The sequence below is a fragment of the Corynebacterium doosanense CAU 212 = DSM 45436 genome, assembly GCF_000767055.1.
GTDB lineage: Bacteria > Actinomycetota > Actinomycetes > Mycobacteriales > Mycobacteriaceae > Corynebacterium > Corynebacterium doosanense.
Window position 1 is genome coordinate 553,450 of the sequence record NZ_CP006764.1, and the last position, 12,842, is coordinate 566,291.

The 12,842-nt window shown below is 65.9% G+C and carries 18 protein-coding genes; 12 read left to right on the forward strand and 6 right to left on the reverse strand.

Annotated elements, in window-relative coordinates; genetic code table 11:
* Positions 1-33 precede the first annotated feature (33 nt).
* Genes CDOO_RS13870 through CDOO_RS02830 form a run of 6 tightly spaced genes read right to left on the reverse strand, consistent with a single transcriptional unit; the run spans position 34 to position 5,073 of the window.
* Positions 34-189 (reverse strand): hypothetical protein, encoded by a 156-nt coding sequence (locus CDOO_RS13870; protein ID WP_018021272.1) that lies wholly within the window; start codon positions 187-189, stop codon positions 34-36.
* A gap of 14 nt (positions 190-203) precedes the next feature.
* The gene (locus CDOO_RS02810) at positions 204-1,415 is read right to left on the reverse strand and encodes a DUF5691 domain-containing protein (RefSeq protein ID WP_039746408.1); all 1,212 of its coding nucleotides are present in this window, start codon (positions 1,413-1,415) and stop codon (positions 204-206) included.
* Between the two features lie 5 nt (positions 1,416-1,420).
* Entirely contained in the window at positions 1,421-2,716 is a 1,296-nt protein-coding gene (locus CDOO_RS02815) for an SWIM zinc finger family protein (protein WP_162138660.1), read from the reverse strand.
* Between the two features lie 10 nt (positions 2,717-2,726).
* Entirely contained in the window at positions 2,727-3,551 is an 825-nt protein-coding gene (fdhD, locus tag CDOO_RS02820) for a formate dehydrogenase accessory sulfurtransferase FdhD (RefSeq protein ID WP_026159267.1), read from the reverse strand.
* Entirely contained in the window at positions 3,548-3,853 is a 306-nt protein-coding gene (locus CDOO_RS14170; RefSeq protein WP_218916335.1) for a DUF6457 domain-containing protein, read from the reverse strand. The genes fdhD and CDOO_RS14170 overlap by 4 nt, the downstream gene beginning before the upstream one ends.
* Positions 3,832-5,073, reverse strand: coding sequence for an amidohydrolase (locus CDOO_RS02830; protein WP_018021267.1), 1,242 nt, complete (start codon positions 5,071-5,073; stop codon positions 3,832-3,834). Before CDOO_RS02830 ends, CDOO_RS14170 begins: the two co-directional genes overlap by 22 nt.
* A gap of 313 nt (positions 5,074-5,386) precedes the next feature.
* On the opposite strand from CDOO_RS02830, the gene rpsH reads away from it, so the two are divergent.
* The 12 genes from rpsH to rpsM all read left to right on the forward strand — a co-directional run bounded on the left by rpsH (position 5,387) and on the right by rpsM (position 12,842).
* Positions 5,387-5,785, forward strand: a complete 399-nt coding sequence (gene rpsH / locus CDOO_RS02835; RefSeq protein ID WP_018021266.1) for a 30S ribosomal protein S8 — start codon at positions 5,387-5,389, stop codon at positions 5,783-5,785.
* 15 nt (positions 5,786-5,800) lie between these two features.
* Complete coding sequence (rplF, locus tag CDOO_RS02840; RefSeq protein WP_018021265.1) at positions 5,801-6,337, forward strand: 50S ribosomal protein L6; 537 nt, start codon at positions 5,801-5,803, stop codon at positions 6,335-6,337.
* A gap of 3 nt (positions 6,338-6,340) precedes the next feature.
* On the forward strand, positions 6,341-6,745 hold the full coding sequence (gene rplR, locus CDOO_RS02845) for a 50S ribosomal protein L18 (RefSeq protein ID WP_018021264.1): 405 nt from the start codon (positions 6,341-6,343) through the stop codon (positions 6,743-6,745).
* A 37-nt stretch (positions 6,746-6,782) separates the two neighbouring features.
* Positions 6,783-7,460 (forward strand): 30S ribosomal protein S5, encoded by a 678-nt coding sequence (gene rpsE / locus CDOO_RS02850; protein ID WP_018021263.1) that lies wholly within the window; start codon positions 6,783-6,785, stop codon positions 7,458-7,460.
* Between the two features lie 3 nt (positions 7,461-7,463).
* Positions 7,464-7,649 (forward strand): 50S ribosomal protein L30, encoded by a 186-nt coding sequence (rpmD, locus tag CDOO_RS02855; protein WP_018021262.1) that lies wholly within the window; start codon positions 7,464-7,466, stop codon positions 7,647-7,649.
* A 7-nt stretch (positions 7,650-7,656) separates the two neighbouring features.
* Positions 7,657-8,106 carry a 50S ribosomal protein L15 gene (rplO, locus tag CDOO_RS02860; RefSeq protein ID WP_018021261.1) on the forward strand — a complete coding sequence of 150 codons (450 nt, stop codon included), beginning with the start codon at positions 7,657-7,659 and terminating at the stop codon, positions 8,104-8,106.
* A gap of 249 nt (positions 8,107-8,355) precedes the next feature.
* Positions 8,356-9,678: a preprotein translocase subunit SecY gene (gene secY, locus CDOO_RS02865; RefSeq protein WP_018021260.1), complete on the forward strand. Its 1,323-nt coding sequence runs from the start codon at positions 8,356-8,358 to the stop codon at positions 9,676-9,678.
* Positions 9,678-10,223, forward strand: a complete 546-nt coding sequence (locus tag CDOO_RS02870; protein WP_018021259.1) for an adenylate kinase — start codon at positions 9,678-9,680, stop codon at positions 10,221-10,223. The genes secY and CDOO_RS02870 overlap by 1 nt, the downstream gene beginning before the upstream one ends.
* Before the next feature lie 85 nt (positions 10,224-10,308).
* Positions 10,309-11,097, forward strand: coding sequence for a type I methionyl aminopeptidase (map, locus tag CDOO_RS02875; protein ID WP_026159266.1), 789 nt, complete (start codon positions 10,309-10,311; stop codon positions 11,095-11,097).
* Positions 11,098-11,160: 63 nt separating this feature from the next.
* Positions 11,161-11,922, forward strand: a complete 762-nt coding sequence (locus CDOO_RS02880) for a L,D-transpeptidase (RefSeq protein ID WP_026159265.1) — start codon at positions 11,161-11,163, stop codon at positions 11,920-11,922.
* Between the two features lie 156 nt (positions 11,923-12,078).
* Positions 12,079-12,297, forward strand: a complete 219-nt coding sequence (gene infA, locus CDOO_RS02885) for a translation initiation factor IF-1 (RefSeq protein ID WP_018021256.1) — start codon at positions 12,079-12,081, stop codon at positions 12,295-12,297.
* Positions 12,298-12,473: 176 nt separating this feature from the next.
* A complete protein-coding gene (rpsM, locus tag CDOO_RS02890) occupies positions 12,474-12,842 on the forward strand; it encodes a 30S ribosomal protein S13 (protein ID WP_018021255.1) in 369 nt (122 codons plus the stop codon).

The following is a 12,842-nucleotide window of genomic DNA, read 5'->3' on the forward strand; positions in this document are numbered from 1 at the left end:
GTGTCCTCATCTGTGGGTGTGTCAGTGGAGTAGTCAGTGGAGTAGTTGATGTAGGAGATGCCGGGCACGGGTAGACCGGATGCCGTCGGCGACGGCGGGACGAATCGCGTCATCGGCTTGGTCGGCCAGGGATTCGAGTTCGTCGACGAAGCTGCCCAGGAGTTCCGCGTCGAGCAGGGCGGCAGCCATGGTGGCGGCATCTTTCAGGGGGCAATTCTGGGGTCGTTCTGCGCCCGGGGATCGTTCTGGAACTCGCGTAGCCGGCGGTTCAGAAGCTCCGCCGCGGTGGCCGGCCAGTCGACGTTCTCGGCCAACGCTCGGAGCTGGGCGAGGTCGCTCAATTCCGGGAGCAGCCGGCCCAGGTCGGCGGCCGTGAGCCCCAGGTTGAAGTCGAGGCCTTCCTTGCCCGTGACGATGCCCGCCAGGTCAATCATCAGATCGACATCACCGTGGTTGCGTGCCATGGTCCACAGCGCCCATTTCAACCTCGGATCGCGCCGGGCCAGGTCCGCCACGTTCTCCCCGAATAAGTCCCGAAGCTGGTGCGGGTGCACGATTTCCAGATGGCGAGCCAGCGCGGTGAGGTCACCGTGCGCGTAATCCTTCTTGAGAAGTTCGACGGCCCGGTCGTTCTCCGGCGTCCCCGGTATTCGCCGAAGGAGAGAATCGGCCATCTTGCGGACCTTCTCCGAACGATCCTCGCGGAAGACGTCGAGCCCGGTGGCGTCGGAACTTCCCTGGTAGGCACCCAGCAGGCCCTCCCTGGCCACCGCAGAACCCTGCGCGGCGATCTCGGGGAGCAGGGACTGCGCCCATTCCGGATGCGCTGCCCGGTGCGCGGTGAGCAGGTCACGTTTGTACTGCCACGACGAAGCCCGTTCCCAGCGCGCAGCAAGAGCAGCTGCATCGAACTCTTCGGGGAGAGAAAGGTGGTCGCGCCAGTCCTTGTGCTGCTCGAGAACTGCCTTGCCACGCCCACCGAGTACCCGGGCCAAGGGAGGGCGGATCACGTCTGCGACCGAGACGGATCGGGTAGCGCTCTGCGCCCGTAGATAGGACAGGGTCCGGGTGATCAACCGATGGGGAAGCCGCTGGCCAGCGTCGGCCAGGTCCCTGATTGCCCCGGCAACGACCCACCTCAGATCAAGACGCAGAGCCAGATCAAACTGTTCCGCCCACTCGGGGCTCGCCTCGGGTTCAGGGTCGGACGCGAGGCTCAGGGGGCGCGGGGAGAGCTGCCTATCGACGACCGCCCCTCCCAGTTCCCCGGCCTGGGCGGCGACATGCACTGCCGTCCAGAGGTCATTGGCGCCGGCGGGTCGATCAAGATCGGTGTCCAGCAACCCGCTCAGATAGGGCAGCGGGGCTGGGGCCCGGTCGTGTCCCATGATGAGGGTCGGCACCAAGGGTTTCATGGCGGTCAGGCCTCCGTCCGGTAGAAGGGGGCGAAGCCCGTCGTGGACCATTCTCCCCACCAGCAGGCCGATTCCCCGCCGCTGAGCAGATACTCGTTCCACAGGTAATCGTCCGGGCCGGTGACGGTGAGGACCGCCTCCTCGGTGATGAGATACCACTCACCCTCGGCGTGCAGCATCGATCCCGTGAGGAGAACCGGTGCGTAGCCCGCCCACGGATCCCGGGCGCGGACGGCGCTGAACCTCTCCATGGCCGCGGCCACCGTGTGTGGTCCCGGCGGCGTGTCCACCGCGCGCAGGCTCGTGGAGTCGCGGACGGTTCCTGTCGCGGCGCGAAGTTCGGCGGAGCCGGGGTAGAGGTGGAGATCCGCGTCGATAAGCGTGTCCGTGAGCAGGGGGTTGTCGCCGTCGTACTGGTGCACGGCGACCAGGCGTCCGGTGGTCGTGCCGTAGGTCCAGATGCGACGTGCCTGGACGGGACGCCCGGAGGTGGCCTCCTGCTGTTCCACCACGCCGAGCACCGCCCATGAGTCTCCGATTGCGCCGGACGTGGTGACCTCGGCGCTTCGGCGTGTGAACCCGAGGTGGTTGCGCACCGCGTCGTTGAGCTCGGAAGGGAGGCTCCCGCGCGCCTCCCAGGCCCGGGCCAGCGAATGCAGCTGGGCCAGGCGCGCGGAGAGCCGCTCCACCCAGTCGGGCCGTCGGGCGGCGAGGATAGATCCACACTCGTCGAGGCCACGAGCGAGGCCGGGGGCCTGGGCGTCGACCATGTGCCGGGAGAGATCAGGGAAGGGCCCGTAGCCGGAGCAGTCAAGGGCGCGCAGGCCGGAATGGAAGGTGTCATCCAGCCACAGGAAAAGCTCGGCGACGCCGTCATCTACCCGGGCTTCTCGTTCTGCCAGTCTCTTCGCGGCCTGCTCGCGCTGCTCCGGGGTCTGTGGGGTGTCCTTCTGCGCGGAACGGGCGGTGGGGGACTTGCTCACCCACTCGGCCACGGCCTCTGGGGGCGGGGCTTCGGTGGCTTTGTCGTCGACCCACAGCAGGAGCAGCGCCAGAACGTGTTTACAGGGAAACTTCCGGGACGGGCAGGAGCACTTGTAACGGACCTCGGCGGTGTCCACCGACACCTCGTAGGGTTTGGAGCCACTGCCCTGGAAGGAGCTCCACACGGATACCCCGTCGGTTCCCACGGGAGACCAGGACTTCAGGCTGGCGGGGGAGACCAGCTTCTGGGCGGCCTTCCACGATGAGGCGTCGGGCGCCAGCTCCTCTACACGGGATGCTGTCCACGTCGTAGTCACGCACTTGAGACTAGCGAAGCTCCCCCGAATAGAGGTTGAATCGCCCCGGCCGGGTGAACCCGGTGAGCGCCAACCCGAACTCCCTGGCCAGCTCCACCGCCAGCGAGGAGGCCGCGGATACGGCGATCAGCCCGGAGAATCCGGCCATCACGGCCTTCTGCACCAGCTCGAAGGAGGCGCGTGAGCTCATCACCAGCAGCATCTCCTCGGCGGGCAGCATGCCCGACATGAGCAGGTTGCCGACCACCTTGTCCGCCGCATTGTGCCGTCCGATGTCCTCGCGCACGACGATAGCCTCGCCGTCGAGCGTGAAGGCGCCCGCCGCGTGCACCCCGCCGGTGCGGGTGAACTGCTTCTGGTGCTCGCGCAGCCGGTCGGGGAGCGTGACCACCACCTCGGGGTTGAGGGCGACCGGGGTGATGGGGTGGCTGCTCTTGCGCATGATCTGATCGATCGACGTCGACCCGCACACCCCGCACGCCGAGGACGTGGTGGTGAGCCGGATGTTCTCCAGGCCGGGCGCGCGCACGCTGGACAGCAGATCCAGCTCCAGCACGTTGTAGGTGTTCCGCCCGTCGGGCCCCGTGGCTCCGGCGCAGTAGCGTGCCTCGGTGACCTGCGTCGCCGAGGTGATCAGGCCCTCGCCGTGGAGGAATCCGTGGGCGAGTTCAATGTCGTGTCCGGGCGTGCGCATGGTCGTGGTCAGCGTGGGCCCGCCCACGCGGATCTCCAGCGGCTCCTCGGCGATGACGTTGTCGCCGCGCGTGTCGGTGCTCACGCGTCCGCCGTCGACGGTGACCTTGGTGACCCGCACGCTGGGGGTTATCCGGCTCATGGGTTGTCACTCTCCGCGATTCGGTCCAGCAGGGCGTCGATACGCTTCTCGACGTCCCTGACCACCTGATCCGTCTCACCCCGGCCCTCCGCGGCCAGCCCGACGAGGAAGGCCGTCAGCGGCGCCGCGGGGCGGGAGCGGCCGTGGGCTACCTCGCGGGTGAGTCCCAGGAGTGGCCCGGCCAGGCGCCGCACCAGCTGCTCGTCGAGGTCGAACTCGCGGGCGACCGAAGTCAGCCACTGGTGGGCCGTCTCCATTTCGCGGGGATCGTCGGTGGCCATTACTTCTCCGTCGCCAGCCATGCGGCCGCCGCCACCACGGCGCCCTCGAGGCCGCGGTCGAGCGTGGGCTGCAGGTCCGGGGCGAAACCGGGGTTGTGGTTGCCGGGCGCGTTCTCCCGGTCTGCGAAACCGCCGAGGCCCCAGTAGGTGTACGGGACGCCGAGCTCATCGGGGATGACGGAGAAGTCCTCGGAGGCGGGAACCTGGGCGAGGTCGGTGACGCAGTCCGCCCCGAAGTAGTCCTCGAAGGCCGCGCGCACGGCGAGGGTGGGTTCCTCGTCGTTGTCGGTGAGCGGGTAGCGGTCGTAGTAGGTGAACTCGGGTTCCTTCGGGCAGCGGGCGGCGTCGCACTCCGCGCGGATGATGCGTTCGATGGCCTCGTGCAGGTGCTCGGAGACGTCCGCGTCGAAAGCGCGGGTATTGATGAGCAGCTCCGCCGTGGACGGGATGACGTTGGACTTGGAGCCGGACCTGATGGAGCCGACCGTGACCACGGCCGTCTCGCCCGGGGCGATCTCGCGGGAGACGATGGACTGCAGCCGCACGACGATCGAGGAGGCGAGCACCACCGGGTCCACGCCCAGGTGCGGCATCGACCCGTGGCTGCCGTTGCCGTGCAGCACCACGCGGATCGACGCGGCGGTGCTCAGCGTCGGCCCGACACGGGTGCCTAGCACGCCGCCGGGCAGGCTCGCCAGCACGTGCTGGCCCAGATAGACGTCCGGTTTCGGCATGAGCGTATCGACACCCTTGTCCACCATGTCGCGGGCGCCCTCGGCCGTCTCCTCGGCGGGCTGGAAGACCCCGACGTAGGTGCCGGACCAGGCATCGCGGTGGGAGGAGAAGGCCTGCAGGGCACCGAGGAGGTTCATGATGTGGAAGTCGTGGCCGCAGGTATGGGAGACGGGGGACTGCTCGCCCGAGCGTGGGTCGGTCTGGGTCGCCGTGGAGGAGTAGTCCTTGCCGGAATCCTCCCGGATGGGCAGGCCGTCGATGTCGGCGCGCATGGCCACCACCGGGCCCTCCCCGTTCTCGATGACCGCCACCAGGCCGGTGTCCCCGACGGCGGTGACGTCGATGCCGGCGTCGACAAGCTCTTTTCTGATGCGTGCGCTGGTCTCGTGCTCCTGCAGGGACAGTTCCGGGTTGCGGTGAAAGTGCCGGTAGAGCTCTTCCCGGGATTCGCGGGAGGCGTCGAGGCCGCTGAGGATCGCCCGGACGGACTGGTGACTGATGCTCATGGGCAACTCCTTGGGTGACGATGAATGGGCACCATCGTAGGAGCGCCGGGCAGATTTGGGGTTTCGCGAGGTCATGACGTAACGTAGCCGGTCGGACTTGTGCCCGTTATACGGGCATGCCCTACGTCCGATCCAAGAATTTCACAACCAACTTTGTTGTAGGCCCCCCGCCATTGATAGCGGACCGGGTGGTGAGTGGGCAGCGAGCGCCCCGGGTTACTGAACCCGGGGAGCGTGAAGTGGCCCCCGAGAAGCACCCGGAGAACGTTGAGGTGGGAATGGGAACCGCAGCGAGAAAGGCAAGGGTCATCCAATGACCATGACAGATCCTATCGCCGACATGCTGGCGCGAGTTCGCAACGCGAACCATGCGCACCATGATGTCGTCGCGATGCCGTCCTCGAAGATCAAGGCGAACATCGCCGAGATCCTCAAGCAGGAGGGCTACATTGCTGATTACAAGGTCGAGGACGCCAAGGTCGGTAAGACCCTGACCCTCGAGCTCAAGTACGGCCCGTCCCGTGAGACCTCGATCGCCGGCCTGCGCCGCGTGTCGAAGCCGGGCCTGCGCGTGTACACCAAGACCACGAACATCCCCGAGGTGCTCGGCGGACTTGGCATCGCCATCATTTCCACGTCGCAGGGCCTGCTGACTGATCGTCAGGCCAACGAGAAAGGCGTAGGCGGAGAAGTCCTCGCCTACGTCTGGTAAGGGAGGAAGCTAACCATGTCTCGAGTTGGTAAAGCACCAATCGCTCTCCCCAAGGGCGTCGAAACCAAGATCGACGGCAGCTCCATCGAGATCAAGGGCCCTAAGGGCACCCTGTCCGTCGATCTGCCGGAGCCGATCACCGTCGCAGTCGAGGAAGACGAGATCATCGTCTCCCGTCCCGATGACCACCGCAAGAGCCGCGCACTGCACGGCCTCTCGCGCTCCCTGGTGAACAACCTCGTCGTGGGTGTCACCGAGGGCTACGTCATCAAGATGGAAATCTTCGGCGTCGGTTACCGCGTCCAGGCCAAGGGCAAGAACCTCGAGTTCGCCCTCGGCTACTCCCACCCGATCCTCATTGAGGCTCCGGAAGGGATCACCTTCGCTGTTGACGGCAACACGAAGTTCTCGATTTCGGGTATTGACAAGCAGCAGGTCGGCCAGATCGCAGCGAACATCCGTCGCCTCCGTAAGGACGATCCTTACAAGGGCAAGGGTATTCGCTACGAGGGTGAGCAGATCCGCCGCAAGGTCGGAAAGACGGGTAAGTAAACCATGAGCAACACTGCAGAGAACACCAACCGCAAGCCGGTCGGCAAGGACATCTCCTCCCGCCGCCGCGAAGCGCGCGCACGCCGCCACTTCCGCATCCGCAAGACCCTGCGTGGCACTGCACAGCAGCCGCGCCTGGTCGTCCACCGCTCCTCGCGCCACATGCACGTCCAGGTCATCGACGACCTGGCCGGCCACACGCTGGTCGCCGCCTCCACCATGGAGCCGGACGTGCGCACGCTCGAAGGCGACAAGAAGGCCAAGGGTGCCAAGGTCGGTCAGCTCATCGCTGAGCGTGCCAAGGCAGCCGGCATCGAGTCCGTCGTCTTCGACCGCGCAGGCTACAAGTACCACGGCCGCGTCGCAGCTCTCGCTGAGGCAGCCCGTGAAGGTGGTCTGAAGTTCTAATGACCACTATCAACACCATCAACGGAAGGATTGCGTAATGCCGGGACGTGAACGGCGTGACGGCGGAGCTTCCGCCGGCGACCAGAACAAGAACAACTCGAACTCCAGCAACAACCGCGGCGAGCAGGGCGGCCGCGGCGATCAGGGTGGACGCGGCCGAGGCCGTGGACGCGACGATCGTCGTCAGCAGGACACCGAGAAGGACAAGTACATCGAGCGCGTGGTCACCATCAACCGCGTCGCCAAGACCGTCAAGGGCGGTCGCCGCATGAGCTTCACCGCTCTCGTCATCGTCGGCGACGGCCAGGGCATGGTCGGTGTCGGCTACGGCAAGGCCCGCGAGGTCCCCGCTGCCATCCAGAAGGGCTCCGAAGAGGCTCGCAAGAACTTCTTCCGCGTCCCGATGATCGGCGGCACCATCACCCACCCGGTCCAGGGTGAAGCTGCGGCTGGCGTCGTCATGCTTCGTCCGGCTGCACCGGGTACCGGCGTCATCGCCGGCGGCGCAGTCCGCCCGGTGCTTGAGTGCGCAGGCGTCCAGGACGTCCTGTCGAAGTCCCTGGGCTCCGACAACGCCATCAACGTCGTGCATGCGACCGTCGCCGGTCTGAAGCAGCTGGTCCGCCCCGAAGAGGTCGCTGCCCGTCGCGGCAAGACCGTCGAAGAGGTCGCACCGGCTCGTATGCTGCGCGCACGCGCAGGTCAGGAGGCCTAACCCATGGCACTGAAAGTTACTCAGATCAAGGGTCTGGTTGGCGCCAACGCCAAGCAGAAAGCCAACATGGAGTCGCTGGGTCTTCGTCGGATCCGCCACTCCGTGGTCAAGCAGGATACCGAGGCCACCCGCGGCATGATCAACATCGTGCGCCACCTGGTCACGGTTGAAGAAGTTGCAGGGGAGTAGGTAAACCATGAGCGAAATCATCAAGCTCCACGATCTGCGCCCGGCCAAGGGCGCCAACAAGGCCAAGCGCCGTGTCGGTCGCGGTGAAGGCGGCAAGCGCGGTAAGACCGCCGGTCGCGGTACCAAGGGAACCGGCGCTCGTCGCCAGGTCTCCGCCGCGTTCGAGGGTGGCCAGATGCCGCTTCACATGCGTCTGCCGAAGCTCAAGGGCTTCAAGAACCCGAACCGTGTCGTCTTCCAGGTCGTCAACGTCCAGGACCTCAACGAGGCATTCCCCAACGGTGGCGACGTCACCGTGAAGGATCTCGTTTCGGCCGGACTTGTCCGCCCGAAGCAGCCCGTCAAGGTGCTGGGTACCGGCGACCTCACCGTCAAGGTGAACGTCACCGCCACCAAGTTCTCCAAGTCTGCGGTCGAGAAGATCGAGGCTGCCGGAGGCGCCGTCACCCAGGCCTAAGCCTGCGTTGACCTGCACGTCCCCCGTTCCTCCCCGTTCAGCGCCACCTGGTGGCGTAGGGGAGGGCGGGGGACTTGTCGTTGTCCGTACCGGGGTGACGCCGGTCCTCTGGCGGGCTGGTAGGGTAGTCCCGTCTAATCGTTGTGCCGTTTCTGTGCTGCCGTAAATCGGCGGGCGAAACGCGCCTGAGAAATTATCAACCCAGTCCGTGAACGACGTCGTTCGTTTGTGGCCGGGCCAGGAGGCTAAGTGTCCGCCATCATTCAGGCGTTCAAGGACGCGGATCTACGTAAGAAGATCCTCATCACGGTTGCTCTGATCATCGTGTACCGGATCGGCGCGCAGATTCCGACGCCCGGCGTTGATTACGCGGCGATTCAGAGCCGTCTCTCTGGCATGGATGACGGGGAGGGCAACCTCTTCTCCATCATCGGCCTGTTCTCGGGTGGTGCGCTGCTGCAGCTGTCGATCTTCGCCATCGGCATCATGCCGTTCATCACCTCGTCGATCATCGTGCAGCTGCTCACCGTGGTCATCCCGCGATTCGAGGAGCTGAAGAAGGAGGGGCAGGCGGGTCAGACCAAGATGACCCAGTACACCCGCTACCTCACCCTCGGCCTGGCCCTGCTGCAGTCCTCGGGCATCGTGGCCCTCGCCGACCGGGAGCAGCTCCTCGGCCAGGGCGTGCGTGTCCTCGTGGAGGACCGCGGCATCTTCGACCTCATCATGATGGTCGTGGTGATGACCTCCGGCGCGATGTTCATCATGTGGCTCGGCGAGGTCATCACGGAGAAGGGTGTGGGAAACGGCATGTCGCTGCTCATCTTCGCCGGCATCGCCACCCGCATTCCCACCGACGGTGCGAACATCCTGTCCCAGTCGGGCGGCCTCGTGTTCGCGCTCGTCGTCGCCGCGATCATCGTGCTGGTCATCGGCGTGGTCTTCGTCGAGCAGGGCCAGCGCCGCATCCCGGTGCAGTACGCCAAGCGCATGGTCGGTCGCCGCCAGTACGGTGGCTCCTCGACGTACCTCCCGCTCAAGGTCAACCAGGCGGGCGTCATCCCGGTCATCTTCGCGTCGTCCCTCATGTACGTCCCCGTGCTGATCACGCAGATCGTCTACTCCAGCCAGACGGCCCCGCCGGACAACTGGTGGCAGCGCAACGTCATGGCGTGGCTGCAGACCCCGTCGTCCTGGCAGTACATCCTCCTCTACTTCGTGCTCATCATCTTCTTCTCCTACTTCTACGTCTCGGTTCAGTATGATCCGAACGAGCAGGCGGAGAACATGAAGAAGTACGGCGGGTTCATCCCGGGCATCCGTCCGGGCCGACCCACCGCGATGTACCTCGGCTACGTCATGAACCGGCTGCTGTTCGTCGGCGCCATCTACCTCGGCCTCATCGCGGTTCTCCCGAACCTCGCCATGGACATGGGCGTCGGATCCGCTGCGGGCGGCATGTCCGCCTTCGGCGGCACCGCGATCCTCATCATGGTCTCGGTGGCGCTGACCACGGTCAAGCAGATCGAATCCCAACTCCTGCAAAGCAACTACGAAGGACTCCTCAAATAATGCGACTCGTACTTCTCGGCCCTCCCGGCGCAGGCAAGGGCACTCAGGCAGCGCTTCTCTCCGAGAAGCTCAACGTCCCCCACATCTCCACCGGCGACCTCTTCCGCGCGAACATCGGCGAGGGCACCCCGCTGGGCATCGAGGCCAAGCAGTACATGGACGCGGGCGAGCTGGTCCCCACCGAGGTGACCGCCCGCATGGTCGAGTCCCGTCTCCAGGAGCCGGACGCGGCGGAGGGATTCCTTCTCGACGGCTTCCCGCGCACCGTTGAGCAGGCCCAGATTCTTGCCGGCCTGCTGGAGAACTCCGGCCACGCCCTGGACGGCGTGCTCAACTTCCGCGTCGACGAGGACGTCGTGGTCGAGCGCATGCTCGCCCGCGGCCGTGCCGACGACAACGAGGAGACCATCCGCACCCGCCTGCGTGTCTACCGCGACGAGACGGCCCCGCTCATCGACCACTACGGCGACGCCATCATCAACATCGAGGCGGAGGGCGAGGTCGAGGAGATCAACGCCCGCGTGCTGAAAGCTCTGGGCAAGTAGAACTTCGCTTATCGACGTGCCGTTCCCGCATTCCGCGGGGACGGCACGTTTTGTCTTGCGTGGCCCCCGCGTACCATGGCCCACCATGGGATTCAGACGCAGGAAGATGTCCGCCAAAACTCCGGGAGAGCTCGACGCCATGCAGGCGGCAGGGGAGATCGTCGGCCGTGCCCTGGTGGAGGTGCGCGATCAGGCCAAGGCCGGGATGTCCACGGCGGATCTCGACGCCATCGCCGAATCCGTCATCCGCGACGCCGGAGCGGTGCCCACGTTCCTGGGTTACGGCGGATTCCCCGGGTCCATCTGCGCGTCAGTGAACGACGTCATCGTGCACGGCATCCCGGGCCCGGACACGGTGCTCAAGGACGGGGATCTCGTCTCCATCGACTGCGGGGCGACGCTCGACGGCTGGGTGGGGGACTCGGCCTGGTCCTTCGGGATCGGAGAGCTGGAACCGGACGTCGAGAAGCTCAACCAAGCGACCGAGTTTGTCCTGCACGAGGGGCTGAAGGCGATGGTGCCGGGCAACCGGCTCACCGACGTCTCCCACGCCCTGGAGAAGGCCACCACCGACGCCGAGGAACGTTTCGGGGTGGAGCTCTACATCGTCGAGGGATTCGGCGGCCACGGCATCGGCCGCGAGATGCACGAGGAGCCCTACCTCGCCAACGAGGGACGCCCGGGCCGGGGGCCGGAGATCCTCGAGGGATCCGTGCTGGCCATCGAGCCCATGCTCGCGCTGGGGACCGAGGAGAATGAGACGCTCGAGGACGAGTGGACCGTAGTCACCCTCGACGGCTCCGCGGCGTCGCACTGGGAGCACACCGTGGCCGCGACGGCGTCGGGCCCGCGGATTCTCACCCCGCGGGGGTAAGCACCGTAGGGGGATGTGGGAGTCAAGGCGGAAAACCGGCGCGCAGTGTATATAGTTTCGTTCATGTCGAAGAACCAGCGCCAGGCAGTGTCCGTCCGTCGTCGAGTAGCAGCGGTGGCCGCCAGCGCCGCCATCGCCGTGACCACGCTTGTCACCCCGGTGGCCGCGCACGCGCAGGCGCTGCCGGACCTCGCCCAGGCGCCCGCCGATCTGGGCAACCAGTTCCAGGCGCAGATCGACTCGATCGGGCAGCAGACCCGCGACCAGGCCTGGAACACCCGCCTCCAGCTCAACTCGCAGATCTCCAGCCTGCTGCCGCAGGCCCAGGCCGCACAGTTCTCCGCGCTGCTCGACCAGGCCATCGAGGCCGCGTTCCCGGGTCTCATCGCCGAGCGCACCGCGCCGGCTCCCGCCCCGGCACCGGCTCCGGCCGTCGCACCGGCCCCGGAACCCGTCGCGGCTCCCCGCGTCAACACCTCCCCGTGCCCCGCGACCGCAGACGCCTGCGTCGACCTCGACGGCGGAGTCACCTGGCTGCAGGAGAACGGCCAGATCACCTACGGCCCGGTCCGACAGTCGCCCGGTAAGGCGGCCACCCCGACGCCCCGCGGCCAGTTCTACGTCACCCGCCAGGTCAAGGACGAGATCTCGCGCGAGTTCAACAACGCTCCGATGCCCTACGCCACCTACTTCACCAACAACGGCCACGCCTTCCACGCGGGCACGCTGGACAGCCGCTCGGCCGGCTGCGTGCGCATGAACACCGCGGACGCTGCCCACTATTTCGAGACCCTCAACGTGGGCGACTCGGTGTTCATCTTCTAGGACATCCGCGAACGGCACTAACCTCCTTCGGGAGGTTTTTTGCTTTCCACCTCCGGGCATGTAGGGTTGGCCGTTGGTGTCTGCGCTGTTCGCGCATTCGCTGATTTGTAGACTACCGGCAAAAATGGTGCAGCCAGCACTGGAATGTAAGAGGACATGGCTAAAGAAAGCGCAATCGAGGTCGAGGGTCGCATCGTCGAGCCCCTGCCCAACGCAAACTTTCGTGTCGAGCTCGACAACGGGCACAAGGTGCTCGCCCACATCAGCGGCAAGATGCGCCAGCACTACATCCGCATCCTCCCCGAGGACCGCGTCGTGGTGGAGCTGTCCCCGTACGATCTGACCCGCGGCCGCATCGTCTACCGCTACAAGTAAAACCTGACTCTCTCCTCACCCAGGGCACGCACTCCCTGGAGCACGCTTGATTGTGTGCCCACGCGTGCCATCACACCTCCGGCCACGGTGGCTGGAGCCTCGCCTTTTCACGTCAGTGTCAGGCGGGGACGAGTGGGGAGAAAACCACCGTATACAACCCGAAAGGCACGTACCTCATGGCACGTCTTGCTGGTGTTGACCTCCCGCGTAACAAGCGTATGGAGATCGCACTCACCTATATCTACGGAATTGGTCCCACCCGTTCCAAAGAGCTTCTCGAGCGCACCGAGATTTCCCCTGACCTGCGCACGGATGACCTGAGCGACGAACAGCTCACCGCGCTGCGTGACGTCATCGAATCGACCTGGAAGGTCGAGGGTGACCTCCGCCGCGAGGTCGCCGCTGACATCCGCCGCAAGATTGAAATCGGCTCCTACCAGGGTCTGCGCCACCGTCGTGGCCTGCCCGTCCGCGGACAGCGCACGAAGACCAACGCGCGTACCCGTAAGGGCCCGAAGAAGACGATCGCAGGAAAGAAGAAGTAA

Excerpts from the sequence above, each read along its gene's own strand:
- infA (WP_018021256.1), top strand. The coding sequence starts at position 12,079 with ATGGCTAAAGAAAGCGCAATCGAGGTCGAGGGTCGCATCGTCGAGCCC.
- rplF (WP_018021265.1), top strand. The coding sequence starts at position 5,801 with ATGTCTCGAGTTGGTAAAGCACCAATCGCTCTCCCCAAGGGCGTCGAA.
- map (WP_026159266.1), top strand. The coding sequence starts at position 10,309 with ATGGGATTCAGACGCAGGAAGATGTCCGCCAAAACTCCGGGAGAGCTC.
- rpsM (WP_018021255.1), top strand. The coding sequence starts at position 12,474 with ATGGCACGTCTTGCTGGTGTTGACCTCCCGCGTAACAAGCGTATGGAG.
- CDOO_RS14170 (WP_218916335.1), bottom strand. The coding sequence starts at position 3,853 with ATGGCTGGCGACGGAGAAGTAATGGCCACCGACGATCCCCGCGAAATG.
- CDOO_RS02880 (WP_026159265.1), top strand. The coding sequence starts at position 11,161 with ATGTCGAAGAACCAGCGCCAGGCAGTGTCCGTCCGTCGTCGAGTAGCA.
- CDOO_RS02870 (WP_018021259.1), top strand. The coding sequence starts at position 9,678 with ATGCGACTCGTACTTCTCGGCCCTCCCGGCGCAGGCAAGGGCACTCAG.
- CDOO_RS13870 (WP_018021272.1), bottom strand. The coding sequence starts at position 189 with ATGGCTGCCGCCCTGCTCGACGCGGAACTCCTGGGCAGCTTCGTCGAC.
- rpsH (WP_018021266.1), top strand. The coding sequence starts at position 5,387 with ATGACCATGACAGATCCTATCGCCGACATGCTGGCGCGAGTTCGCAAC.
- rpmD (WP_018021262.1), top strand. The coding sequence starts at position 7,464 with ATGGCACTGAAAGTTACTCAGATCAAGGGTCTGGTTGGCGCCAACGCC.
- rpsE (WP_018021263.1), top strand. The coding sequence starts at position 6,783 with ATGCCGGGACGTGAACGGCGTGACGGCGGAGCTTCCGCCGGCGACCAG.
- CDOO_RS02830 (WP_018021267.1), bottom strand. The coding sequence starts at position 5,073 with ATGAGCATCAGTCACCAGTCCGTCCGGGCGATCCTCAGCGGCCTCGAC.
- CDOO_RS02810 (WP_039746408.1), bottom strand. The coding sequence starts at position 1,415 with ATGAAACCCTTGGTGCCGACCCTCATCATGGGACACGACCGGGCCCCA.
- fdhD (WP_026159267.1), bottom strand. The coding sequence starts at position 3,551 with ATGAGCCGGATAACCCCCAGCGTGCGGGTCACCAAGGTCACCGTCGAC.
- rplR (WP_018021264.1), top strand. The coding sequence starts at position 6,341 with ATGAGCAACACTGCAGAGAACACCAACCGCAAGCCGGTCGGCAAGGAC.
- rplO (WP_018021261.1), top strand. The coding sequence starts at position 7,657 with ATGAGCGAAATCATCAAGCTCCACGATCTGCGCCCGGCCAAGGGCGCC.